Source organism: Helicobacter sp. MIT 21-1697 (assembly GCF_026241255.1).
In the GTDB taxonomy this organism is placed as follows: Bacteria; Campylobacterota; Campylobacteria; order Campylobacterales; family Helicobacteraceae; genus Helicobacter_C.
Map to the genome: position 1 here is coordinate 15,087 of NZ_JAPHNC010000004.1, position 24,409 is coordinate 39,495.

22 protein-coding genes and 1 tRNA gene are annotated in these 24,409 nt (G+C 37.9%); 6 read left to right on the forward strand and 17 right to left on the reverse strand.

From position 1 onward, the window contains the following. The first annotated feature begins 41 nt into the window (after positions 1–41). Entirely contained in the window at positions 42–599 is a 558-nt protein-coding gene (locus OQH61_RS04780; protein ID WP_266026165.1) for a hypothetical protein, read from the forward strand. Between the two features lie 3 nt (positions 600–602). On the opposite strand, the gene OQH61_RS04785 is transcribed toward OQH61_RS04780, so the two are convergent. After that, positions 603–1,580 carry an NAD(P)-binding domain-containing protein gene (locus OQH61_RS04785; RefSeq protein ID WP_266026166.1) on the reverse strand — a complete coding sequence of 326 codons (978 nt, stop codon included), beginning with the start codon at positions 1,578–1,580 and terminating at the stop codon, positions 603–605. Further along, complete coding sequence (gene ccoS / locus OQH61_RS04790; protein ID WP_266026167.1) at positions 1,573–1,797, reverse strand: cbb3-type cytochrome oxidase assembly protein CcoS; 225 nt, start codon at positions 1,795–1,797, stop codon at positions 1,573–1,575. The genes OQH61_RS04785 and ccoS overlap by 8 nt, the downstream gene beginning before the upstream one ends. Positions 1,798–1,955: 158 nt before the next feature. Between ccoS and OQH61_RS04795 the strand changes: the two genes are divergently transcribed. Further along, the gene (locus OQH61_RS04795; RefSeq protein ID WP_266026168.1) at positions 1,956–3,626 is read left to right on the forward strand and encodes a methyl-accepting chemotaxis protein; all 1,671 of its coding nucleotides are present in this window, start codon (positions 1,956–1,958) and stop codon (positions 3,624–3,626) included. Between the two features lie 6 nt (positions 3,627–3,632). Here OQH61_RS04795 and recG read toward each other — a convergent pair whose 3' ends face one another. Further along, on the reverse strand, positions 3,633–5,510 hold the full coding sequence (gene recG, locus OQH61_RS04800) for an ATP-dependent DNA helicase RecG (RefSeq protein WP_266026169.1): 1,878 nt from the start codon (positions 5,508–5,510) through the stop codon (positions 3,633–3,635). A gap of 8 nt (positions 5,511–5,518) precedes the next feature. Further along, on the reverse strand, positions 5,519–6,535 hold the full coding sequence (locus OQH61_RS04805; RefSeq protein WP_266026170.1) for a type I glyceraldehyde-3-phosphate dehydrogenase: 1,017 nt from the start codon (positions 6,533–6,535) through the stop codon (positions 5,519–5,521). Between the two features lie 93 nt (positions 6,536–6,628). On the opposite strand from OQH61_RS04805, the gene OQH61_RS04810 reads away from it, so the two are divergent. Further along, positions 6,629–7,393 carry an SDR family NAD(P)-dependent oxidoreductase gene (locus OQH61_RS04810; RefSeq protein ID WP_266026171.1) on the forward strand — a complete coding sequence of 255 codons (765 nt, stop codon included), beginning with the start codon at positions 6,629–6,631 and terminating at the stop codon, positions 7,391–7,393. Between the two features lie 3 nt (positions 7,394–7,396). Here the strand turns inward: OQH61_RS04810 and OQH61_RS04815 are convergent, their stop codons facing one another. From OQH61_RS04815 to OQH61_RS04840, 6 genes are all read right to left on the reverse strand, one after another. After that, positions 7,397–9,430 carry an LTA synthase family protein gene (locus tag OQH61_RS04815; RefSeq protein WP_266026172.1) on the reverse strand — a complete coding sequence of 678 codons (2,034 nt, stop codon included), beginning with the start codon at positions 9,428–9,430 and terminating at the stop codon, positions 7,397–7,399. A 157-nt stretch (positions 9,431–9,587) separates the two neighbouring features. Beyond that, a complete protein-coding gene (locus tag OQH61_RS04820) occupies positions 9,588–9,902 on the reverse strand; it encodes a thioredoxin family protein (protein ID WP_266026173.1) in 315 nt (104 codons plus the stop codon). Positions 9,903–9,910: 8 nt separating this feature from the next. Next, positions 9,911–10,948, reverse strand: a complete 1,038-nt coding sequence (locus OQH61_RS04825; RefSeq protein ID WP_266026174.1) for a YeiH family protein — start codon at positions 10,946–10,948, stop codon at positions 9,911–9,913. A gap of 79 nt (positions 10,949–11,027) precedes the next feature. Next, a tRNA-Phe gene (locus tag OQH61_RS04830) sits at positions 11,028–11,103 on the reverse strand. Positions 11,104–11,299: 196 nt separating this feature from the next. Next, positions 11,300–11,878: a YceI family protein gene (locus tag OQH61_RS04835; protein WP_266026175.1), complete on the reverse strand. Its 579-nt coding sequence runs from the start codon at positions 11,876–11,878 to the stop codon at positions 11,300–11,302. A 2-nt stretch (positions 11,879–11,880) separates the two neighbouring features. Further along, positions 11,881–12,363, reverse strand: a complete 483-nt coding sequence (locus tag OQH61_RS04840; RefSeq protein ID WP_266026176.1) for a MarR family winged helix-turn-helix transcriptional regulator — start codon at positions 12,361–12,363, stop codon at positions 11,881–11,883. A 112-nt stretch (positions 12,364–12,475) separates the two neighbouring features. Between OQH61_RS04840 and eptA the strand changes: the two genes are divergently transcribed. Then, the gene (gene eptA / locus OQH61_RS04845) at positions 12,476–14,902 is read left to right on the forward strand and encodes a phosphoethanolamine--lipid A transferase EptA (protein WP_266026177.1); all 2,427 of its coding nucleotides are present in this window, start codon (positions 12,476–12,478) and stop codon (positions 14,900–14,902) included. Positions 14,903–15,071: 169 nt separating this feature from the next. Next, positions 15,072–16,163 (forward strand): NAD(P)-dependent alcohol dehydrogenase, encoded by a 1,092-nt coding sequence (locus tag OQH61_RS04850; protein ID WP_266026178.1) that lies wholly within the window; start codon positions 15,072–15,074, stop codon positions 16,161–16,163. A gap of 28 nt (positions 16,164–16,191) precedes the next feature. On the opposite strand, the gene murD is transcribed toward OQH61_RS04850, so the two are convergent. Next, the gene (gene murD, locus OQH61_RS04855) at positions 16,192–17,454 is read right to left on the reverse strand and encodes a UDP-N-acetylmuramoyl-L-alanine--D-glutamate ligase (protein ID WP_266026179.1); all 1,263 of its coding nucleotides are present in this window, start codon (positions 17,452–17,454) and stop codon (positions 16,192–16,194) included. A gap of 9 nt (positions 17,455–17,463) precedes the next feature. Next, positions 17,464–18,543, reverse strand: a complete 1,080-nt coding sequence (mraY, locus tag OQH61_RS04860) for a phospho-N-acetylmuramoyl-pentapeptide-transferase (RefSeq protein WP_266026180.1) — start codon at positions 18,541–18,543, stop codon at positions 17,464–17,466. Positions 18,544–18,647: 104 nt separating this feature from the next. On the opposite strand from mraY, the gene gpmI reads away from it, so the two are divergent. Next, the gene (gene gpmI / locus OQH61_RS04865; RefSeq protein WP_266026181.1) at positions 18,648–20,120 is read left to right on the forward strand and encodes a 2,3-bisphosphoglycerate-independent phosphoglycerate mutase; all 1,473 of its coding nucleotides are present in this window, start codon (positions 18,648–18,650) and stop codon (positions 20,118–20,120) included. Between the two features lie 47 nt (positions 20,121–20,167). Here gpmI and OQH61_RS04870 read toward each other — a convergent pair whose 3' ends face one another. The 5 genes from OQH61_RS04870 to OQH61_RS04890 form a co-directional block, all read right to left on the reverse strand. Further along, positions 20,168–20,743: a hypothetical protein gene (locus tag OQH61_RS04870; protein WP_266026182.1), complete on the reverse strand. Its 576-nt coding sequence runs from the start codon at positions 20,741–20,743 to the stop codon at positions 20,168–20,170. 74 nt (positions 20,744–20,817) lie between these two features. Then, positions 20,818–22,887: a TonB-dependent receptor domain-containing protein gene (locus tag OQH61_RS04875; RefSeq protein WP_323054043.1), complete on the reverse strand. Its 2,070-nt coding sequence runs from the start codon at positions 22,885–22,887 to the stop codon at positions 20,818–20,820. Next, positions 22,865–22,987, reverse strand: a complete 123-nt coding sequence (locus OQH61_RS04880; protein ID WP_266026184.1) for a hypothetical protein — start codon at positions 22,985–22,987, stop codon at positions 22,865–22,867. Before OQH61_RS04880 ends, OQH61_RS04875 begins: the two co-directional genes overlap by 23 nt. A 185-nt stretch (positions 22,988–23,172) precedes the next feature. Then, on the reverse strand, positions 23,173–23,412 hold the full coding sequence (locus OQH61_RS04885) for a DUF2443 domain-containing protein (protein ID WP_266026185.1): 240 nt from the start codon (positions 23,410–23,412) through the stop codon (positions 23,173–23,175). Positions 23,413–23,429: 17 nt separating this feature from the next. Further along, positions 23,430–24,398: a KpsF/GutQ family sugar-phosphate isomerase gene (locus tag OQH61_RS04890; protein ID WP_266026186.1), complete on the reverse strand. Its 969-nt coding sequence runs from the start codon at positions 24,396–24,398 to the stop codon at positions 23,430–23,432. Positions 24,399–24,409: the final 11 nt, after the last annotated feature.

Below are 24,409 nucleotides of genomic sequence, written 5' to 3' on the forward strand. Positions count from 1 at the left end.
AGTATGGAAAAATTTATTTTTTAGGGAGACAGGAGACAATAGTGAATCCACATTCGCAGCAATCAAAAAATGATTTTTTACAAAAAATAGGTTTATATCCTTGCATTGAGATGAGCACAATGCAAAAAATATGCAAATTTAGCGCAGCTCTTATTGTTTTTATGTATTTTTTTCTTATACGCACTTATGTTCCCTTTATGTCGTCCTCTTTGCTCGTAAATGCGATTGGCATTACGGGGTTGGTGCTCTATCTTAAAAGAGATTTTTTTAAAATCGGACTTCTTGTTTTATACTTCTATTTTGGGGTAGTCATTATTCTTGCTATGTTATTTTTTCAAGGGATTTTTGAGATAGATAATTTTACCTTACAAGAGTTGCTTGAGTTTTTGGATAAAGAAATGGGCGTAACACCCCAAGAGACTATTTTAACAATGACTTGTGCCTTTGTTGCGATGATTCTTTATACGCTTGCGGCTGGAGCAAGCGTATTTGTGCGCAAATATGAAAGCAAACTCCCTGCTTTATTTTTGCTCTATCTTGTGCTTATGCCTTTTATATACATTATCGGTGGCGTATTGGCAGAAGTGTTTATTGATTAGGATTTAATGTTTTACTCTTTGTGCAATTTCTTGGACAATATCATAGCCATATTTGATGGCAGCGGCGATTGAGCCACCATTTTTAAGTGCAATATCTCCTGCTACAAAGATATTTTTCACGCTACTTTCCCATAGGGGAGAACAAAGTGGCACACCTTTTTCATCTGCGGCAATAGAGCATTTTTTCAAAAAATCAATAGGCGAAGCTCCACCAATGGCATAAATCACTCTATCAAAGCTCTCTTTGCTCCCATCACTAAAATGCACTCCTACCTTTCCATTATTATCGCTTAACTCTGTAATATCTATGCCAAGTTTTGTGAGAATCTTTCCTCCTTGAGTGAGTGCTTGAAGTTGGGTAGCGTTAATGTCATTGATACGAGTAAATTCACTGCGGCGGTAATTAAGCGTTACGCTTCCACCATTTGCTGCATTTTGGGCTAAATCGCACGCATACTCAACAGCAGAATTTCCTCCACCTACCACGAGAATCTTTTCATTTTGTTGTGCGTCATTGGCATTGAAATTGATACATTTACGAATCGTTGGAGGCAGAGCATAGCTTGGCTTGTTGGGCTGTCCCATTTTGCCAATACATATAATGACAAAACGCGCCTTATAACTGCGATTATCTGTGGTGGTAAGGATAAAACCCTCATTGCCATTATCTGAAGAAGATGTAACAGATTCTACATCACTTTGATAATTTACTTCAATAGGGGAGAGAATCTCATCAAAAAAGGCTAGTGTGCTTTCTCTATTGCCATCTTTAAAGTCAATTTTGCCCTCTAACTGCACAACTTGCCCTTTGTAATCCTTATCCACGCGTTTGCCCTCTTTGTAAAACTTGCGAATACTCATATTGTGCGAATCACCCTTTTCAAGTGCTATCACACTTAAATTATGTGCTTGAGATTCTATGGCAGCACTAATCCCAGCTGGTCCGCAGCCCACCACAGCTACATCATATATCTTACTCATTATTTTCTCCTTTATTTTTTTGACCGAGTTGAGTCTGCTTTTTATCAGTTTTTGCAGCAAGATTTAAATCTTCCACAGAATCAAAAAGCACACCCTGCATCATTTTGTTTGCATCATCAAATTGTCCATTTTTTAATCCCCATATAAATGCAAGCAATCCAAACAAGCCAAGTATAAGAGAAACGCCGAGCATTACAGCAATCATTTCGGTATTCATTTTTGGACCCCTTGATGATGAATGAATGATTTTTGGCAAAGATTCTAACATATTTTAATATCAAACCCCAAACAAAATGCGTTTTAATGGATAATATTTATTAAAATATACTTTAATAAATGTGGTATAATTTTTTAAACATTTTAAGGGAGATAATTATGTCTAAGACTTTAGAAGTTCAGCCCCCAAAGAAAAAAACAAGCGTGGGCGTTATGCTTAGCTTTGGTTTTGGAGTTTTAATTGTATTTTCGTGCGTAATGGTATTTATGAGTCTTAATCGCGTAAGCAGTATTAATGCTTCATTAAGCGAAATCAATGATAAAAATGCCCTTGCTCAACGTTATGCAATCAACTTTCGGGGAAGTGTGCATGATAGAGCTATTGCTGTGCGTGATGTCGTGCTTATTAGTAGCGAAGATAAAAATGGACTTCAACAACTTTTAGAACAGATTAGCACCTTAGAGAAGTTTTATAAGGAAGCAGAAGATAATATGAAGAAGAAATTTATTGATACAAAGCTCCTTAATAAAAAAGAACTCAGCATTTTGCATTCTATTGAGGAAACACAAGCCAAAGCTATTCCGCTTATTGTGCAGATTATTCAGGCGAAGCTCGCAGGAGATTCTCAAAAGGCATACACTATTCTTACAACGCTTTCCCCTTATTTTACGCAATGGCTTGCACAAATTAATGAATTTATTGATTACCAAGAAAATGCTAATTCAGGGCTTACACATCAGCTAAGGAGCGATGTTGATGGGTTTAAAATTTTGCTTTTGGTGCTTCTAGCTTGTAGCATAGTTTTTGGCGTAATTGTAGCGATTGTGATTATTCGTAATTTGTTGCGGGTGCTTGGCGGAGAGCCTTATATTGCTTCATATATTGTTTCTAAAATTGCAAATGGAGACCTATCTGGGCATATAACATATAAAAATAAAGATTCTATACTTTCGTCTATTGCGAGTATGCAAGAGGGATTAAGAGAAATTGTAGAGGCTATTACACATTCATCGCAGCAAGTAAATAAGATTGCTCTTGAAGTCTCCGATGTGGCGCAAAAAGCACAAGATGATGCGAATATACAAATGCAAAATTCGGCAACCATAGTTGGCAAAATAGAGCAAATAAATCATTCTGTCGCTGAAGTGTCAGATATTGCTAAACAAACAGAGGAAAATTCAGTCAAAAGTGTTGAAATTTCATCTAAAGGAGTGGAGATTATCAATATTACTGCTCAAGAAATTGGCAAAATTACAGAAATGATTAGCTCTTCGGCTGATAATATTCGTGGTTTGCAACAACAATCTGTAGAAATTGGTGGAAGTGCAGGATTAATTGCAGAAATCGCAGACCAAACAAACCTCCTTGCACTTAATGCTGCAATTGAAGCAGCAAGGGCAGGAGAGCACGGCAGAGGATTTGCTGTTGTTGCAGATGAGGTGCGAAAACTCGCAGAACGCACAGCTTCTACTACGGCAGAAATTGCTAATATGATAACGCTTATTCAAGAGAGCATAGGAGTTTCTGTAAATTCTATTGAAGCCATCGTGCCACAAGTTGATAAAGGGCAAAAGCTTATTTTAGATTCTGTGCATACTTTAGAGGAAATCCAAAGTCAAGCCCAAGATTCACTTCAAAAAGCTCGCGTGGTAGCATCTTCTTCGGCACAACAAGAAGACACAATGCAAAGTATTTTGCACGATATGCAGAGTATTTCTACATTGTCTCAAGAGACAAGAAATTCGCTTGAAAATACCAATAAGGTTATCAGTGAGCTTAAAAACATCTCTGATGCTTTAAGAAACAATATGACACACTTTAAGGTGTAATATTGACTACTCTTTTTGGGTATTTTGTCTTTGTATAAGTGCTTGCGCTTCTTTAAGAATATGCTCATCGCTTCCCATATCAAAATATATAAATTCATCGCCGCTTTGTCGTTCGCCACTTAGTATATCTCCGCTATTGCGGTATTTTAAATCTAGTTCGGCAATGTCAAAGCCACTTAATGTATTGCAAAAAGCCTTGAGACGCTCATTATTTGGTTGGTGTGTATAGAGATAGCAATATCCTTTCAATCCATTGCGACTTACACGCCCACGCAGCTGATGTAATGTGGCTAAACCTAATCGTTCGGGTGCGACAATGACAATAGTAGAAACTTTTGGGAGTGAGATTCCTACCTCAACGAGCGTAGTTGCAAGAAGTAGTGAGCCATTGCGTGCAAACTCATCTATAATGTTTTGTTTGTTTTTATCTTTACCTGAAGTAAAATATACATTTTCAAAATGTTTTTGCCAAAAGCTTAGCCCTTCACTCAAAGAGAGATAGTTGAGATGTTCGCTTTCTTCTACGAGAGGATAAATAATAATAGCTTGGTGTCCTTTGTTGATTTCATTTTGTAAGGCATAAAGCATTGTCTTAAATGTGCTTTTATCCACAATGGAGGTGCTTATATCTTTTTTAAAGGGTAAGTCTTGAATAACACTTAGATGAATAAATTGCGCATTAATCATTGCAAGAGTGCGTGGAATAGGCGTGGCTGAAAATTGCAAGATATGAGGGCGAGCCTTTTTTTGAGCATCTTGTCCTATTTTTTCTAGCCCATAACGTTGGTTTGTCCCAAATCGGTGCTGTTCATCACTCATCACAAGGGCTACATTTTCTAATGTAAGCTCACGATAAAGCAAGGCTTGTGTGCCGATGATAAAGTGTGCCTCTTGTGAATCTTGGTGCGTTTTTGCAGTGATAAGATGTATTTTAATAAAGGGTGGGAGCAGTCGTTTTGCTTCTTCATAAAGTTGCGTAGCAAGAATGGTAGTGGGCGCCATAAGAATGCTTGTATGAGGGTATGTCATCATTACAGCGCAGAGGATTATTATTGTTTTGCCACAGCCCACATCACCCATAATAAGCCGTCTTGCTGCAATTTGAGAATCTAAGTCTAAGCGTATATCTTGTATGGCAGCATATTGTCCGTGTGTGAGAGAAAAAGGTAAAGATTCTATAAATGGTGTAATATCGTTGTCGCAGCGATATTTGGCATTAAAATGTATTTTTTTGCGCGAGAGCAAATGCAAATAATGATATATTTCAACAAATTTAAGTGCATTGAGATGTGCTTGAGGTAGAGCGTTACATTCTTTAAAGGCAAGCATAAAATGCGATGAGGGCATAAAAATATCATATATTTTTTGAGCAGTTGTGTGAGGAATGCCACAAGAGAGTAGATTTTCCATAGTAATAGCAGCTTGAGTGAGGCTTTGCATTGCTTTGGCACTAAGCAGGGTCGTTTTAAAATGAGGTGTAATGGTGTTAATGTGCTTAATCGATTTTGGCTGAATCAGCGTGTAATGTTGATTGTAAGATTCAAGTTTTCCCAACACATAATGAATAGAATCTTTGCTAAAAATCTTTTTATGAAAAGGCTTTGGGTGGAAAATAATCATTTCAAGCGGTTGGTTAAAATCACTCATTGTGGCATCAATACTTAAACGCGCGTTTTTGCCAAAACCAAGCATTTTCAAATCGTGTATGCATACTTTAATAAGGACATTACTATGAAGAATAAGTGTAGGAGTAAGTGTAGTATCAGTATAAGACTTGGGTGCGTGGGTAATGATAAGGGAAAGGAGATTATCAATTTTGAGCTTTTTTAAGCGTGATTGGTTTGTCTTATCAAGATATTGGATAAAGGAGCTAAAATCATACATAAATGAATTTAAGAACTAATAAATTGTGCCATATCTAGCACACGATTAGCATATCCCCATTCATTATCGCACCACGCTATAATGCGCGCCATATTTCCATTGACAATATAGCTTAAATCTGGCGCAAACACTACGCTATGAGGGTTTCCGATAAAATCACTACTTACACCTTGTTTTAAATCAATACCAATAATATTTTTCATAGTAGTTTTGCTCGCATTGATAATTGATTCATTAAGTTTTGTGGTGTTCGTTGGGTGCGAAAGAATAAAAGTTATGTCAAGGAGCAGGACATTTGAAACCGGCACGCGCACACTATGCCCACCTAGTTTTCCCTCAAGTTCAGGTAGCACACGAGTGAGTGCGTCTATCGCGCCTGTATGCGTAGGAATGATATTTTGAGCTGCAGCCCTTGAGCGGCGTTTGTTGTGTGGATACACACTATCAAGTAGCGATTGCTCATTTGTATAGCTGTGCATAATGCAAAAACTTGCCATTTCAATCCCAAAGCATTCATTTATAATTTTACAAAGTGGTGCTAGCGCATTAGCTGTGCAAGAAGCATTGGAAATAATAGGCTGTGAGCTATAAAGTGTATGATTGGCACCGAGTGCAAAAGTGGGCATATTATCGCTTGGCGTGGCAGATAAAATCACCTTTTTTACGCCTTTTTGACAATGATGTGTAAGCTGCTTAGAATCTAAAAATTGCCCACTTGATTCAATGACAATATCAGCCCCAACTGCAGCAAAATCAAGTTCATCGGGGTGAGTGTGATTAAAGGTGCGAATGGGTGGATAGGTGCTTTGATTGTTTGTAAGTGTCAGCGTATGGGCACTATGTGAGACTTCAAAAGGCAATGTGCCGTGCGTGGTGTCGTATTCAAGGAGATAGCTTAGAATCTCCCATTCATTAATATCATTAATGGCAATAATGTTGATATGTTCTTTGTATTTTTGCTGCAATGCCGCACGCATAATACTTCTACCAATGCGTCCAAAGCCATTAATGGCAATATTTATCATAGTATCCCTTGAGAATTAAGAATAAAAGTGCGAAATGCGATTGTAGCATATTTGCTATAATAGTTATATTTTTGATGTGTAGGGATAATGAAAATGGATATTTTTCGTGTAGCAATTACGGGAGCAAGTAGCGGTATAGGCAGAGCATTAGCAATGTGTTTTTCAAACCAAGCCACTCATTTGTATCTTGCAGGGCGCAATATTGAGCGCTTAGAGGAAAGTAAAACGCATATTTTAGCGCTAAATCCTCAAGTGCAAATAGAAATTGCTTCTTTTGATATAAGCGATGAAAAAGCGTGCAAACTTTGGTGTGAAGAAATATTTGCCTCTAGGCTTGATGTGCTTATTCTAAATGCGGGAGTTGCGATGGGTGCAAAAGAGAGCATACAAAAGCATTTTGAAATTTGCCATACAAATGCTATGGGTGTAGCGTATATGGCATTTTATGCACTTAAAGCATTTTATAAGCAAAAATTAAAAGACAAAAAGAAAGGACAAATGGTGCTTGTAAGCTCTATTGCTGCACTTCTTGCATTGCCAAATGCGCCAAGTTATAGTGCCTCAAAGAGTTTTGTTAAAAGTTTGGGAGAGAGTTTGAGCGTGGCACAAAAAGAGGTATGTATTACAACTATTTGTCCGGGTTTTATCAAAACGCCGCTGACAGATTATATTCACCCCTCTATTCCACAAATGAGCGTTGAGAAAGCAGCTAAAAAGATGTATATTGCGATTAAAAAAGGCAAAAGATTCTATGCGTTTCCATATTCCTTGGTATATGCGGCAAGATTCTATAATATCTTGCCGCTTTGGCTCAAGCGCATACTTGTAAATCTCATAAGTTTTATGGGGAGACTATAAGCATTAATCTCCCAAAGATTCTTTAGTTTTATCTGCGCGTGATTTGGTATTATGATAGAGCATATATGTTGCTGTTTCTAACATATCTGTATTGATTTTTCTAAGCTTTTCTGAAAGATGAGATTCTTTCTCTCCTGCGAGTTGCCAATGAGTAGAATCTTGATGTATAGAATCTTTGAGAGTGCGTTTATAAAGTACACCTCCTCCCGCCTGCTCGTATTCATTAGAATAGCAATACTCATTGCTTATCAGTAAAGGTGGTCTATTCCAGCGGCGGATAAAAGTAAAACGCCCTTCGCCAAAGCTTTTATCTAGTAAATCTCTACCCATAGTTGTATTATGAACTTTGATTCCAGCTAAACCAGCTGCTGTTGGGAATATATCAATGTGCCCTCCGGCTTGGGGCATTATTTTGCCTTGAGGGAAGAATTTTGGAGCGTGGATAATAAGAGGCACTTGAAATTCGTGCAAAAGCAAGCTTGAATAAGTTTTATCAACCGAAGGTGAAATCTGCGACATTCCGTGGTCGCCTGTGATAATAAAGATTGTATTATCATAATATGATGATTTTTTTGCGCTCTCAAAAAACTTTTTGAGCGCATAATCACAATATTTCATAGAAAGATATTCATCTGCTCTATTTTCAAAACCATATTTTTTTAAATATTGCTCATCAGGTATAGTGTAATCAAAATCAGGTATGTCTTTAGGAACGGTGAAAGGTCCGTGAAAACTTGCAAGTTGAATGAGGCTTATAAAAGGAGACTTTTGTTCTTCAAGGAGGGTGTTAGATTCTTGCAAAAGGTTTTCGTCTGAAATCCCCCATACATCCATTCTAGGAGATTTCCAATATCCCTCCTCGTATATTTTAAGCCCAGAAACATTATTTGCCAAGACTCCGCGTATATTTGCCCAATTTGCATTGCCACCGAGCATATAAAGCTTATCGTATCCTTCAAAGTCATTCCACACAATATGTTGGTCCATTGTATAAGGGTCGCGAGAACTTGTTTTAAAATATTCATTTACATCGGGTATGCCTGTGATAATAGAAAACATTGCTCTTGCAGTGGTGCGGGCTGAAGCGTAGTAATTAGGAAAATACAGCGATTCTTTGGCGAGTTGAGCAAGAAAGCGTGTTGTGTCTAGTTCATCAAACATAAGCGAACTTTTATGTGTACTCATAGATTCAATAACTATGATGACAATATTTGGTTTAGCCCCCCCCCCAGTAGCCTTTGAAAAGCGATCATAACTCATAGAATCTACATTAGGATTTTGCACACCTAAGTATTCTACGGCGGTAGGATAAGCTTCTTTGGCTTGTTTTGTATTGTCTGTGTAGGAATTTTTTGGACGCGTATCTGCAAGATTCTGAATAGGATTAAGCCCTAGTGCAGTAATTTGATTATGTCCAGAGAAGAACGCCTCGCTCCATCGCAATGGATAGTAGATGATGCCATATTGCCCATAAATTAAGATAACAACTACAAGTAAAGTGGCTATCCCTGATGTTATTTTGCTTGAAATAGTATTTGTGCCATAAGCCCACTTGTTTAAAATCATTTTGCTTCCAAATGTAAGTAGAGAGACAATAACGCCAAGAAGCACTAAAAGTTTTATAACCGGATATGTTTGCCAAATCATTCCTAAAGATTCTTTGGTGTCCTCTAGTAATCCAATGGCTGCAAAATTCAGTCGTGATTGTAAATACGCATAGTGAGCAAAATCAACGATATAAATAAGAATATACAAAATAAATACAATCGCATAAAATGCCACCAAAAATGGACGCACTTTATGAAAAGATTTTGATATAAAAGGTGCAAAAAGGCATATAAGCAGAGGAAGAGACATAAATGCAGCTATACGCCCATCAAAGCGAATGCCAATATAAAAAGCCTTTCCTAATTCAGTCCAAGAAAAGTCAGCAAGATTCTCCCATTGCCACAATAAAAAGCCAACGCGCATAAGAATAGCTGTGAGCCATAAAAATAAAAGAAACTTTAAATATATTCGTGTATTGTTGGTAATCATCAGGTGTGCCCCTTTAAGAGTTGGATTCAAAAAGTGTTCAAAAGGCATTATTATATATTGGATTATTTAACTTGGTTTCTAAAAAAGATTCTATAAAAGTTTTCTATCACTCTATTTTAAGGAAAAGCAAAAAGGAATTGGCACTATGGGTGGAACACTATAAAAGCGCGTTAAATGCACTTCTAATATTTTCTATGGAGTGCGGTTCAATCAGGCGCTCTCCTACCTCTCGCCCATCTTTATAAAAAATGAGTGTGGGAATTTTACGAATATTGAGTTCGTCCTTAAGATGAACTTGTGTATCAAAGCTGATTTTAAAAATATGAATTTTCCCTGCAAATTCTTGTGCTAAAGTCTCAAGCATAGGCTCAATATGCCGACAATCTGGACACCACGGCGCACTAAAATCTACCACCACACAACCTTGTTGAATCACTTCATAAAAACGTTTGCTATCAATACTTTCTATCATAATGCCTCCTAAAACATAATATATACCAACCCATAAGTGCCAAACATAAGGATAATAAATAAAACTAATGCAAGAGCAAATGTTTTCGCTCCAAAAGAAATAAATTTTTGCCAATCAATTTGCAAACCAAGTGCTACCATTGCAAAAACAAGGCAAATTTTAGAGGTAAATTGCGTGGATTCTATCACTGCGGGTGGAAAATCAATAAAAGAATGAAGCATAATCACGCCTAAGAATCCAAAGGCAAAATAAGGGATATACAACGCATTTTGTTTTGCGTGAGAGCTGTCATTTGAGGTATTTATATCATTTTGAACGCGCTTTTGATTGAGTTTAAAAATAATGTAAGAAACAATAAGTAAAAGTGGCACAAGCAATACAACACGCGTCATTTTAACGATAATGGCGACATTTTGCGATTCTGGAGAGATAGCTGCTGCCCCTACAACATTTGCTACTTCGTGCAAACTTGCACCGATGAAAATACCCCACTGATAGTCATTTAATGGAAGTATGTTGGCATAATATATGACAGGCAAGAGTATCATACCAATAAGTCCAAAGATGACGATAAAACCAAGTGCGACAGAGCTTTTGCTAGGGTGAGTTTTGAGAGTAGATTCTAAGGCAAGGATTGCTGCTGCTCCACATACTGCACTTCCAATGCCTACAAGCAAGCTGATTTCATTATCAAGTTTGAGCGCTCTGCCAATAAAAATTGCTGCGATGAATACTCCGGCGACAACTAATAAAGAAATCAAGAATCCATTAAGTCCAAGCGTGGCAATTTCACCAAGTGTGATGTATGAACCATAGAGGATAATGCCAAGACGCAAAAGCTTCTTTGCGCCAAAGGTAATCCCTGCTTGCATATCATAATGTTGATTGAGTTTGGGATAAAATGGAGAGAATGCAGCCCCGAGCAAAATGCCAATAATAAGTGGAGAAAGAAAAGGTGTAAGGGTAGCAGAAATAAGGAGTGAAAGCACACTAAAAAAAGCAAGAAATACTATACCATAAATAAAACCCTGAAAGCGATAAGCCATTATATATCCTTTAAAAAATAAATGTTTGTTCTATTTTATGATGTATAAATAAATAATAGATACTAAGGGGTGTGCTGAATGGTGGCTCGAGGCGGAATCGAACCACCGACACGGAGATTTTCAGTCTCCTGCTCTACCGACTGAGCTATCGAGCCACAAAAAGAAATGCGGATTATACCTCAATGCGTTTAAAACTTGGCTTAAAATAAAATTAGCTTGATATTATCCTATAAAAGTGCCTTGTGGAGTTAGACAATCGGGCTAGAATCTAACTCCAAAATTCTAGCCCCATAAAAATTTATTGCACACATAAGCCACAAGCACAAGTGAGTGTAAGCGGCGTGTGTTAAGCTATTTCCATAGAGTCTTAATATGCAACTCTATTTTATCGCTATTCATCTTTGATCCTTGCATACCAAAATCTTTAATGTTGAGTTCCCCTTTGAGCTCAAGTGTTGTGTTTGATTCTATAACAAGCAAGGAATCAAACACAAGCGGCAAAGTTACGCCGTGCAAAGTGAGATTTCCATAGACTTTACCCCTTGCTTTATTGCTCTGTGCTCCCTCAAGAACTTCGTATTTTGTCATCACAAAGCGACTTGTTGGGTAGGCTTTAGCGTCTAAGAAATCAGATTCTAATAAATGTGCGTCTCGTTTTTTGCTATCAGTAAAAACAGAAATTATTTTGACTTCACCACTTAAGGCTGTGATGTTGTGAGCAGCATCAAGGCTTAAATTGCCGCTAAAGTCTTTAAAAATCCCATCAACTGATATAAAGCCAAATTTTGTTGCCTTAAAGCCAATATGAGAATCCTCGCTTAAGCTTAAATTACCTTGAGGTGCGCCATAAGCCTGTATTATTATAAGTAATAGCCCGCATAAGAATCTCACTAAAATTCCTTGTGTCCTTTGTTGTGCTGTTTGTCCCATTATTATCCTTTCAGTTTTTGTTTTTTGTGCTCAAGTCCTATGATTGCCTTATACAATATCCTATGAAGCTCTTGCATTTCTTCTTCGCTTATATATTCTAAGAGTAAGTCATTATGCACCTCCTTCATTATTTGGTATGTTTTTTGGGCGTATTCCTTGCCACTAGGTGTAAGGGTGATAAGATTCTCGCGCCTATTTGCTGGGTTTTGTTTGCGCTCCACTAAGCCTTTGGATTCTAAATCATCAATATACATACGCACATAATTTTTATCACTTGAGGCAAAATTGCACAAACTGATTTGAGAGTGTGGATTTTGTGAGCATACCCATAGAATCCCTGCTTGTTTGTGGTGTATGATACCAAGCGGGGCTACGCGTCTATCAAATTCTGCAGAGAGATTCTCCCTAAGATGTGTAGCAAGAAAGCCAATATTTTTGTAAATATCGCAAGATTGCTTATTTTCATTTTGTCTTTTATTTTTCATTATTTCTCCTTAAATTATACTTTTTAAATATAGTAATTAAAAAGTATAATACTTAAAAATGATAATAAAATCAAGTCAAAGCCAAAAATTGATCAAATTGCACCAAAGACAAATGACAATAAAACTACACAAATTCATTGATAATTTGTGTATAATCCCAGCTATGAATAAACAAGTCAGTATGAATTTTACCAAAGTGAATGTATGGCATTTAGGCGTTGCAATAGGCGTTTTTTGCCTTATTATTGGTATGTTAAGAATCTTTGGCTGGAGCGAGCCGGAGGCATATCCACAGATTCAAAAGGATATTTTCTTAGCCATCAATTCGCTTTGGTCTAATGTCCCATCTCTCGCACACAATCTTACCCAACTCGGTGATGCGAGTATAGCATTCGCACTCTTGCTAGGCTTCTTCATCGCACCTAAGCTTTGGGAAGCACTCATCGCAAGCTCCTTGCTTTCTCTTGTGCTTTCTACATTATTTAAGACAATCTATGCAATGCCGCGTCCAGCACGTGCCTTTGAGAATACTTTTCATATCATTGGTGAGCGACTCGCAGGCACAAATAGCCTACCATCAGGGCATTCTATTACTATATTCACGATACTTTCTGTGATACTTTTTGCTTTTATGCCAAGCACTCTCAAATGGCGTTTGCCTTTTATCATAGGTATCACTCTCTTAGGTGTATTTGTGGGGCTTTCACGCGTGGGTGTAGGAGCACACTATCCGCTAGATGTCATTGTTGGTGCGTCCCTTGGGTATGTGTGTGGAGTCTTTGGTGTGCTTGTGGCTAGTAAGACGCGTATTTTTGCTTGGCTAGATTCACATTTTGGTTTGCTTATTTTTGCTACTTTGGGCGCAGTTGCTGTGGTGATTGCGATTCAAAATATCAGCAAGTATAATCTTGCGGTATTTTATCTTGCACTTATTTGTGCGTCAGGCTGCTTATTTATGATTCTACATAAATATTTTACTAGCACTCAAAGATTGGATTTACAATGCACCCCCCCCCCCCCAAGCCAATCTATCGTCTTTATTTTCGTCATCTCCGCACTTCAAGTAGTATTTTTCCATTTTCCTTTTTTAGGATTCGTGTGGGCAAATCTTGCTTTAGATTCGCTCAATGCAATTGTGCTATTTGTCTCACTCGTGCTATTTTTGTTCGCACTTACTACACTTATGCCACTCTTATTAGCACTCATCTCTTTCAAGCTTACCAAAATATGGTTCGCAATTATCTCAATCACAAACGCCATAGCGGTGTATTTCGTCTCTGTATATGGAGTGTTTTTGGATAAAACGATGATGGGCAATCTCTTTAACACAAACCCAGCAGAAGCAGGAGAATTTCTATCTTTAAAAATGGCACTATATATAGTTATACTAGGTCTTCTCCCAGCGTGCTTTCTACTCTTTGAAAAGGTGGCAATACCTACACGCAAATCACTTGCTAAGAGCTTAGGCTTGATATTTTTCGCGCTTATTGTGCTTACTGGAATTAATTTTCAGAATCTATTGTGGTTTGATAAATACTCTAAACAACTTGGCGCGCTTATTATGCCTTGGTCATATATAGGTAACTCAGTGCGGTATTTTCAAGGGGAGTTAGCAAAAAACAAAAAAGAGATTCCACTCCCTGATGCGCGCATTACAAATGACAAAAAATCCGTAGTCGTGCTAGTGATTGGTGAATCTGCACGTGCAAAAAACTTCTCATTTTATGGTTACTCACGCAATACCAATCCCCTCCTTTTAGAAGTGTCAGGGCTGCGACATTTTTATGCAAAATCAAGCACGACATATACGAGTGCATCTGTGAAAAATATGCTTTCATACAAGGATAGCACGAATCTGTATGAGATATTGCCAAACTATCTTGCACGCACTGGAGTAGATGTGATGTGGCGTTCGACAAATTGGGGTGAGCCCCCACTTCACCTACCGAGTGAAAATATTATGCGATATTCGCAACTTGCAGAGAAATATATTCATCTTGATGATAACTATGAGTCTGCACTTGTGGCGGGACTAATTGAAGACATTGAGTTAGCAAAATCGCCTAAAGTGCTTATTGTCATTCATACAAGCACGAGCCACGGACCAACATATTATAAGAAATACCCTCCTCAATTTGAAGTCTTTAAGCCTGTGTGCAAAAGTGTCGAACCAAAGGGGTGCTTACAGAGTGAAATTATCAATGCGTATGATAATACAATCCTCTATACTGATTTCTTATTGCACTCGGTCATTAGTCAGTTAAGCAAACTTGATAAATACGACAGCACAATGATTTATGTAAGCGATCACGGCGAGAGCTTGGGTGAAAATGGTGTATATATGCACGGGATACCATTAGCATTTGCACCAAAGGAGCAATATGAAATACCATTTTTTGTGTGGAGTTCTAATGCGAGTAGGATTAAAGATTTGAATGAAGCAACACACTTTCATATTTTTCATAGTGTTTTGACATTTTTAGATGTGGAGAGCGAAGTGCTTGATGAAAAGATGAGCATATTTACTCAGCAAAAATAGCAAATGACTAGCGTTTGTATAATGTTTGCATTTTTGGTAAATATAAAATCAACAATGCGCAATAATACTTTGTTGATATTTTTCATTATTATGTGTATTGTCTCTTGACAAATACTAGGTATCAGGTTTTATAATTACATTTTTAATTTGAGTTATTTAAGGAGTATTTATGCTTTTAAAAGAGAATTTGACACAAGCACAAAATGGGCAGAGAATCACCGCCAAAGGCTATGCAGTAGAACATAAAAGCGATACATTTAAGCCCTTTAGCTTTTCGCGCCACGCTTTGGGGGAAAATGATATTTTGATTGAGATTCTCTATGCCGGAATCTGCCACAGCGACATTCATAGTGCGCGTGAAGAATGGCATAAGGGCATTTTCCCAATGGTGCCCGGACACGAAATTGCAGGGCGTGTAGTCGCAGTGGGAAGCAGAGTTAGCAAATTTAAAGTGGGTGATTATGCAGGAGTAGGCTGTATGGTTAATTCTTGCGGTGAGTGTGAAGCGTGTAAAAGAAGTCAAGAGCAATTTTGCGAAAATGGCAAATGCGTCTTTACCTATGATTGCAAGGATTGTTTCCACGATAATGAACCCACCTATGGCGGATATTCAAATAATATCGTAGTGAGCGAAAAATTCGCAGTCAATGTCCCACAAGATGCACCTTTAGAAAAGGTTGCCCCTTTACTTTGTGCGGGAATCACGACTTATTCGCCGATTAAATTTAGTAAGGTTAAAGCAGGTGATAAAGTCGCTGTGGCTGGATTTGGTGGGCTTGGCGTAATGGCACTCAAATATGCAATCAAAATGGGCGCAGAAGTCAGCGTGTTTGCGCGCAATAAAAACAAAGAAAAAGAAGCACTAGCACTTGGTGCAAAGGCACTTTATACCGATACAAAGGGTGTGGAAGAGAGATTTGATTTTATCATTTCTACGATTCCAACAAGCTATGATGTAAATGCCTATGCGGAATTATTGAAATTTGGTGGAGAAATGGCGATTGTGGGCTTACCTCCAGCCAATGAGAATCTAAGCATTGATTTAACGCGCCTTGTGTTTGCAGCGGGCAAAAAAGTCTATGGCTCACTCATTGGCGGAATGAAAGAGACACAAGAAATGCTTGATTTTTCACTCAAGCACAAAATCTATCCCGAAACAGAGATTATTTCTATTGAACAAATCAATGAGGCGTATGAGAATCTCACAAGCGGCAAGGCAAAATTCCGCTATGTGATTGATATGAGTAGCCTCAAGGTTTAGCGTCAATGTTTGCAATCTAGGAGAGATTCTAAGAGTGCAAAGCAAGTTGCGTGAAAATCTCTCCTCTTTGTTTATAAGAGCTAAATTGATCTAAGCTTGCCGCAGCAGGAGAGAGAAGCACAACATCTTTGGCGTTTGTATCGCGCTTTTTATGTATGCAATCCATAGCCTTGTATATATCTTGGCAGGGCGTAATGGCGATATTGTATTTTTTGGCAAAGGCACACAAACGCTCTTCATTTGCTCCAATGCTTATAATTTCAATATCCTTATCTTTTATAAACTCAAAAAGGGGCGTGAGATTCGCCCCTTTGTCATCTCCACCAAGTATGACAATAATATGCGTATGTGTGTAGCGAGCGATAGCTTGAATTGTCGCATCAACATTTGTGCCTTTGCTATCATCAACCCATAAACGATTGAATCTATCATAAAATTCAGCGATTCTATGTGCTCCTATATGAAAAGTATTGAGGAGTCTCATATCATCGGCTTTAAAGGCGAATTTAGCAATGCTAAGGGCTATAATTGCATCAAGTAAAAATGGCTCTTTGAAAATAATATCTTGATGGGAAATGCTACATTTTTGGGCTAAATCCTGCGAGGATTCATAGAGAATGAGTGTGCCCTTAAAATCTTTTGCAAGGCTGTGGTGTGCAAATTCGCTCGGAATAATTGCATAAGTGTGGGAATCCATACGCTTTAATGGACTAAGCTTGTCCTCAATATAGTTTTCAAAGCTCCCGTGCCAACTGATATGATCTTCTTTCACCGGCAATAAAGCATAGATTCTAGGAGAGGCATTGTGCGTATAATGCAAGGTAAAAGAGCTTGTTTCAAGCACCCATACTTTTGGATTGTTTGTATAAAGCGTGGCGAGAGGTGTGCCAATATTACCTCCACTTTGGGCATTAAATGGCTCAAGCAAAAGCGTTGTCATTTCTGTGGTGGTGGTTTTGCCATTTGTGCCGCTAATCCATATTATAAAGGGCATATCTTTTTTATGAGTATTCATATCATTGTGCAAAAGCTCATAAAAATAGTCATATTCACTGATAAGGTGTTGGGCTTTGCGCACTAATGAATGCGATGGGGGAATACCCGGACTAAGAATCTCCCTATCGCTTTGCTCTGGGATAAAATCCTTTGGTGGCAGCAAAGTATTGCCAAAATCATCATTATGACTTTGAGTGAATTTGTCATCATAGATATAGAGGTTGTGTCCCTGTTGATTAAGAAAACTTACAAGCGGCGTTGTTGTAACGCCATATCCAAAGATACTTATACGCATAGACTTTCCTTAGCGAATCTTAAGGCTTAAGAGGGCGATGATATTTGCCAAAATGGCAATAATCCAAAAGCGGACAATGATTTTATTTTCTGCCCAGCCTTTTACTTCAAAGTGATGATGAATAGGCGCCATAGCAAAGATACGCTTTTTGCGGTATTTATAGCTACCTACTTGCAAAATCACAGAGAGGGCTTCAATCACAAAGATAATGCCAATGAGCAATAAAAGAATCTCATTGTTTGAGACAATAGCCATAAAGGCAATAAATGCTCCAAGTGCAAGAGAGCCACTATCACCCATAAAGACTTGTGCGGGGTGGCAGTTATACCATAAAAACCCAAAGAGTGCTCCAATGAGCGCCACAGAGAGAATCACTAGTTCCCCACTATCCGCGACTTTAGGGTAGAGTAGATAGCTAGCAAATCCAGCGTGTCCTGCAACATATACAAAGGCAGAGAGAGAAAAAAGTGCGCAAATGCTAGGCATTGTAGCAAGCCCATCAAGCCCATCGGTAATATTTACTGCATTGCTTGTAGCAAGAAATACAAGCACCCAAAATCCAAGTGCCAACACAGGAACATTCATTATCTTAAAAAAGCTCATATCAAAGAGTGGATATTTCATAAAAGGAATGTAAAACTGCGTATCGTGTCCGATATAAATAAGAGCGTAAGTAATGATGACAGAGATAACAAAAAGCAGAAAAAATTTCATTTTTGCACTCATACCGGCATTATTTTTAGCAGAAATTTTCATATAATCATCTCTTGCGCCAATAAGGGCAAAACAAAGGATGCAAAATAAACCAAGCAATACATAGGGATTGAGGAGATTCCCGCAGAGCAAAGAGGCAAAAATCATACTTGATATAAAAACAATGCCTCCCATAGTGGGAGTATTTTTTTTGCCTTCGTGTGCCGCAACATAGGTAGATATAGGTTGATTAGCTTTTTTAGCTTTTGCCCATTTGATAAAATAAGGCATAAAAAATACATTTAAACCAAAAGCAACAAAAAATGCTACCCCTGCACGAAAGGTTATATAGGAAAAAATATTAACTCCATAGTGTTGATAAAACCAATACAGCATATAATTCCTTTTGCCCTTAACTTTTAAGGGAGTTAATTTAGTTAATGAAAGGTTTTGGATTTTAGCTACAATTAGTTAATACTAAAGATTATCAAGGAGTATTTATGAAAACAATTCTTGTGATTACTGATGGCATAGGATACAGCGATAAGACGGATTATAATGCCTTTTATCACGCCAAAAAGCCTACTTATGATTATTTATTGAAAAATGTCCCTTATGGTATGATTGATACTTTTGGCTTAAGTGTGGGATTGCCTCAAGGGCAAATGGGCAATTCTGAAGTGGGACATATGTGTATTGGCTCTGGGCGGGTGTTGTATCAAGATTTGGTGAGAATCTCACGCGCTATTGAAAGTAATGAACTCAAAGATAATCCTGTTTTGATTGCAGCCACACAAAAAAGTGCAGTTGTGCATTTGTGTGGATTGCTAAGTGATGGCGGGGTGCATTCGCATATTACGCATTTAAAGACACTCATAGAGATTCTATGTGCTCAAGGCAAGAGAGTGTATTTGCATTTAATCACTGATGGGCGCGATGTTTTGCCTCAAAGTGCGCTCAATTATCTTGCCGATATAGAATCGCTCTGTAAGGATAATGTGAGCATAGCAAGTATATCTGGGCGTTTTTACGCGATGGATAGAGATAAAAGGTGGGAGAGAGTGCAAAAGGCGTATGAAAGCATAGCACTTGGGGCAAACCCCACAAATCTTTCGCCTAAAGAGTATATTCAATCTCAATATAATCAGGGAATCTTTGATGAATTTCTGATTCCTGCGAGTTTTGGAGGATTTAAAGGAATGAATGATAATGAAAGTTTTGTGTTTGTGAATTTTCGTTCTGATAGGGCGCGTGAAATTGTTGATTGTTTAGGGAATCCGCAATTCAAAGGGTTTGAGCGAAAAAAATATATCAAACTTCATATTGCTACAATGACAGAATATGATGCGACTTTTCCCTATCCTATTTTGTTTCCTAAGCAAAATGTGCAAAATACCCTCGCTGAAGTTATTTCCTCGCATCATTTGAGGCAGTTTCACACCGCTGAAACTGAAAAATATGCTCATATTACATTTTTTCTCAATGGCGGAAAAGAGGAGGCTTTTATTGGAGAGGAGCGAGTGCTTATCCCCTCTCCTAATGTGAAAACCTATGATTTGCAACCCCAAATGAGTGCTCCAGCTGTGGGTGATGCAGTGATAAAAGCCATAGAAGATGGATATGATTTTATAGTGGTGAATTTTGCAAATGGTGATATGGTAGGGCATACAGGGAATTTTGAAGCAGCGATTAAAGCGGTAGAGGCGGTTGATAAAGAACTGGGCAGAATTGTAGAATCTGCTCAAAAACATCATTATGCACTTTTTATTACAAGCGATCACGGAAATTGTGAGGAAATGAAAGATGAAAAGGGCAATACGCTCACAAATCATACTATCGGGCAAGTGTGGTGCTTTGGTATGATTGAGGGTGTGAGCAAAATCGCCAATGGAGGATTAAATAATATCGCTCCGAGTGTGCTTAAAGCAATGAATTTGCCAATTCCCTCTGAAATGGATAAGCCATTATTTTAGTCTTGCAACGAATCCAAGCTAAAAAGAAAGGCACAAAAACTTTTGTGCTAAATGCTCAAATACACCGCAAGTATGGTGATAATAAATCCTGCCCCTAAAACACCAAAGGCTACCTTGCGTTTGCCTTTGCAAAATGAAGTAATAATCAAGCCAGAAAGATAAAAAAGTAGCATTGAGATACCAAAGCCAATGGCAATCATATCAAAAAAAGAGAATTTGAATCCACCCAGCTCCCATTTGTTCCCGCTGCTTTTGTGCATAAGCATTAAGATTCCATATAAACCCCTATCTATGGTGCGTAAAATTGGTTGTTCATTTTTATCTTTAGTCAATGTTACACCATATTTGATGTTACCCATAGTGATATTCCCTTTCATTACGCGTAAATTCGTATCTTTAGGGACTTTGAGTTGATGTTCTTGCAAGGTTTGAATGATAAAATCCCTCTCTTTTCCTTTTTGTGGCATAGAATCTAGCTTAATTTCTGTAATGCTCGCTCCTGAATTTTGACGAATTTCAAAGATATACAACACCCCAGTGAGCGCATAAATAAGTGCTGCAGGGAGGAAAAAGAGGCTCAAATATAAATGGATTTGCATCCATAATTTGCGATGAAGTTTCATTGAAAGTCCTTTCGTGCAAGATTTATTTTAGATTCTCAAATCGTATCTAAAGAATGTGAGATAAATGTGAAACATTAAAAATCAGCCCTAAAGCTTATCCAATAATTCCGAGAGGGTAAGATTCTCTGATACGCATTTTGCGCACTTTGGTTATTGTCGCTTGAATATTGCACATAATCCATAAAATAGACATCAAAGAGATTATTGACTGCCAAAGTAAGGGCGTAATGTTTGGCAAATTTATAAGTTGCGGCAATATCCACAAGCTGATAATCTTTATAATACTGCCCCACGATTTGACGCACATTTGTTCGCGCACTTGCTCCAGCATAAGGCGTGGGAGTTTTGTATTTGCCACTCCAGCGGATATACATATCAAAGTTGCCATATTGATATTTTGGCGTGATTGTGAAAGTATGGCGGGGGATAGAGTTAATTGCTTCTCCTTTGCCCGAGCCACTTAGAGCTTTTGTATAGGTGTAGCCATACCCTGCATCAAGTGAGAATCCACCAATGGGCTTTAATTTTGCATTTGCTTCTGCACCAGCTACAAGAGAGCTTTCTACATTGCGATAAGTGGTGCAAGTAGCATTATTACAAGTTTGATTGCCCGGAAGTGGAATGCCTTGTCCGCTAAGAGTTTCAATTTGGTTGTTAAAGTCTGTGTAATAGCCTGTGAGAATAAACATAGCACTTTGAGTATCCACAATCGTGCTAAGTTCGTAATTCCAACTTTGTTCAGGTTTAAGGTTTGGATTCCCATAAGTTTCTGTTGTGCCTCCACCACTAGCAGTTCCTGTGGTAACTATGCCATCAATAGTTTGCATAAGGGCAGGAATAAGCATACCATTTGCCACTCCAGCTTTGAAAGTGAGCCAGTCTGTGGGATTATAATTGATATAGAATCTAGGATTTGGCACGGTGGCAAATCTATCGCTATAATTATATCGCAAGCCTAAAGTTGTGCTGATTGCTTCGTTTATAAAATATTCTCCTTCAGCAAAGAGTGCAGCTTGATTTTGGTGCATATTTCTGTATTTGCTAGAGATTGTTCCTTGTAGGTTTTCAAATTGATAATATACACCACCATTAAAAATCAAGCTCCCTGCCTCACCAAAATCAAAGTCATTGGTATAAGTGCTTTGAAACACTGCTGTTTGAGCAGTGCGTTTATTTGCCCAATTAATATAATCTCCCCTGCTTGCACCTATGGGGAGTCTTCCATTAGCGCTATAACTTGCGTGTGGTGCGATAATATTATAGGTATGCTGTGCATAAGTGGAGAGTTTGCCCCAGTCATAGCTTCCATCGTGGCTTAGTATGGAATTTACCTTATAGAGCTCTTGCACAGAGGTAATGCTATTAGAAGAAGTATTCAAAGTTCCTAATCGCCCATTATAGACTTCAGAATCTAAGTAAATATAGTCTTTTGAAGTAGGTGTGTAGTTGAGCCGAAATCCTGCATTCCAATTTTGTGAGCCTGTGGAAGAGTGTGCGGCATAGGGATTGTTATTGCGAATCGCATAGCTTGGGAGTAAAAATGCATTTGCTTCATTGAATCTATATGAGCCACGCAAATTAAGAGAGAGTTTGTTCTTAACAAGTGGGGTGTTGAGATAAGCATTTAGCCCATAGGCATTGCCCCATTCATCGTTGGGCTCAAAAAGTTTAGTTTCTAATTGGATTCCGCTTTGGACTTTATTTGTATGTTTCTTAGTGATAATATTAATAACTCCTCCCATTGCATCAGAACCATAAATAGTTGAAGCTGGTCCTCGTATGACTTCAATGCGTTCAATCATACTTGCTGGAGGCATAAATGAGCTTTGATTTCCTAATCCATTTTGGATAAAGCCACGTGTGGTATTTTGCCTTTTGCCATCAATAAGTATAAGCGTGTAAGCAGAGCTAAGTCCGCGCATAGTAATGGTGTTTTGTCCTGTTTTATCTTGCTCTACATATACACCGGGCACATCTTGGACGGCATCGCCAATGTCCCGAATAGGACGTGTCATAATTTCCTCTTTAGAGATAATGGATATAGACGCTGGGGCTTCTTTAATATCCTGCTCATAACCACTTGCAGTTACGACAGAGCGCCCAAGATTAACTTTTTTTATCTTATCCCCCCCCCCCGCTAGAATCTTTAGATTCTATGCTAGATTCTTTAAGTTCAAGTGTATCAGCAATTAAGCCACTCAAGCTTATCAGTGCCATTAAAAGTAGATGTGTCAATGCTTTCATAGAAAATCCTTTTAGAGAACAAAATATATAAATAATAATAAGAATGATTTGTAAAAATATAATATTAATGATAATTAACTTAAATATCTATAAAAGTAAGGTTTTTATGTATTATGGAAAAATAGAATCTTCATATGAGATTCTATAAAGCTAAATATTTGATTCTTAGAAAAATAAAGAGATAATCAAAACACTAGAAGTTCGCGCTTAAGCTTATTGAGTGCGTCAATTTGGGCTTTAAGCTTTTCAATTTGTTCATCAATTTGTGCAAGCATAGTAAAGGTGAGATGTTCGGGCATATCCTGTGAGCCCCGTTTAATCATAATATAATCAATAAGTGAAATTTTGGCAATATTAAGCAAGATATTAATATCATCACGAATATCTTCTATATTTTTAAAAATCTCATCTATTTTTTCAAACATATTTTCTCCTTTAGCGGCTATTTAATCCCAGCAGCAATCAATGTATGTAAGTGTATAACACCTTGTATATGATTTTGCTTATCTGTGATGATAAGAAGTTGAATTTTATTTTCTTCCATTAGCTTAAGTGCGTCAAATGCAAGAATGTTGGGATTGTCGCAAGTTTTGGGGTTAGGCGTAGCGTAGTTGCTCACTGGTGCGTTTAAATTAAAATTATCCATCATCATTGCGCGGCGCAAATCACCATCGCTTAAAATACCCCACAATGTGTCATTTTGGGTAATAATAGCACTGCCCAATCGTTTTTGGCTCATTATGATAATAGCTTGAGAGAGAGGTATATCTGGCGAAATGAGTGGTAGATTTTCTGTCTGCATCAGGTCTTTTAGCTTTACAAAAAGCTGTTTGCCCAAAGCTCCACCGGGGTGAAATGAAGCAAAATCATCGGCTTTAAAATCGCGTCTCTTCATTAAGCATACAGCCAATACATCACCAATTGCCAAAGTGAGGGTAGTTGAGCTTGTGGGTGCGATATTAAGCGGACACGCTTCTTTTTCAACACTGATGTCTAAAAAATAATCCCCCATACGCGAAAGAGGAGAATGTATATCCTTGCTCATTGTAATGATAGGATTCCCTAGTCGCTTGATATGAGGGATAATATTGAGTAATTCCTCACTTTTGCCACTATAGCTAACAGCAAGGACAATATCATTTTTTTGTAACAATCCTAAATCGCCGTGCATTGCCTCTGTGGGGTGCATAAATACACTAGGAGTGCCTGTGCTAGAGAGTGTGGCAGATATTTTTGCGCCAATGAGCCCACTTTTGCCAACACCACATACAATGACCTTTCCTTGAGAATTGATAATACATTCTACAATAGATTCTAGCATAGTTCCATCTAGTCGCTCTCTTGCTTCAAGTAAGCTCGTAGATTCTATTTCAAGTACTTCTTTAGCGATTAATGTATAATCTAATTTCATCGTTTGGCTCA

Bases quoted from the DNA above. Each gene is read 5' to 3' on its own strand.
- OQH61_RS04785 (WP_266026166.1), bottom strand. From the start codon at position 1,580: ATGAGTAAGATATATGATGTAGCTGTGGTGGGCTGCGGACCAGCTGGG.
- ccoS (WP_266026167.1), bottom strand. From the start codon at position 1,797: ATGAATACCGAAATGATTGCTGTAATGCTCGGCGTTTCTCTTATACTT.
- OQH61_RS04795 (WP_266026168.1), top strand. From the start codon at position 1,956: ATGTCTAAGACTTTAGAAGTTCAGCCCCCAAAGAAAAAAACAAGCGTG.
- recG (WP_266026169.1), bottom strand. From the start codon at position 5,510: ATGTATGATTTTAGCTCCTTTATCCAATATCTTGATAAGACAAACCAA.
- OQH61_RS04805 (WP_266026170.1), bottom strand. From the start codon at position 6,535: ATGATAAATATTGCCATTAATGGCTTTGGACGCATTGGTAGAAGTATT.
- OQH61_RS04810 (WP_266026171.1), top strand. From the start codon at position 6,629: ATGGATATTTTTCGTGTAGCAATTACGGGAGCAAGTAGCGGTATAGGC.
- OQH61_RS04815 (WP_266026172.1), bottom strand. From the start codon at position 9,430: ATGATTACCAACAATACACGAATATATTTAAAGTTTCTTTTATTTTTA.
- OQH61_RS04820 (WP_266026173.1), bottom strand. From the start codon at position 9,902: ATGATAGAAAGTATTGATAGCAAACGTTTTTATGAAGTGATTCAACAA.
- OQH61_RS04825 (WP_266026174.1), bottom strand. From the start codon at position 10,948: ATGGCTTATCGCTTTCAGGGTTTTATTTATGGTATAGTATTTCTTGCT.
- OQH61_RS04835 (WP_266026175.1), bottom strand. From the start codon at position 11,878: ATGGGACAAACAGCACAACAAAGGACACAAGGAATTTTAGTGAGATTC.
- OQH61_RS04840 (WP_266026176.1), bottom strand. From the start codon at position 12,363: ATGAAAAATAAAAGACAAAATGAAAATAAGCAATCTTGCGATATTTAC.
- eptA (WP_266026177.1), top strand. From the start codon at position 12,476: ATGACAATAAAACTACACAAATTCATTGATAATTTGTGTATAATCCCA.
- OQH61_RS04850 (WP_266026178.1), top strand. From the start codon at position 15,072: ATGCTTTTAAAAGAGAATTTGACACAAGCACAAAATGGGCAGAGAATC.
- murD (WP_266026179.1), bottom strand. From the start codon at position 17,454: ATGCGTATAAGTATCTTTGGATATGGCGTTACAACAACGCCGCTTGTA.
- mraY (WP_266026180.1), bottom strand. From the start codon at position 18,543: ATGCTGTATTGGTTTTATCAACACTATGGAGTTAATATTTTTTCCTAT.
- gpmI (WP_266026181.1), top strand. From the start codon at position 18,648: ATGAAAACAATTCTTGTGATTACTGATGGCATAGGATACAGCGATAAG.
- OQH61_RS04870 (WP_266026182.1), bottom strand. From the start codon at position 20,743: ATGAAACTTCATCGCAAATTATGGATGCAAATCCATTTATATTTGAGC.
- OQH61_RS04880 (WP_266026184.1), bottom strand. From the start codon at position 22,987: ATGAAAGCATTGACACATCTACTTTTAATGGCACTGATAAGCTTGAGT.
- OQH61_RS04885 (WP_266026185.1), bottom strand. From the start codon at position 23,412: ATGTTTGAAAAAATAGATGAGATTTTTAAAAATATAGAAGATATTCGT.
- OQH61_RS04890 (WP_266026186.1), bottom strand. From the start codon at position 24,398: ATGAAATTAGATTATACATTAATCGCTAAAGAAGTACTTGAAATAGAA.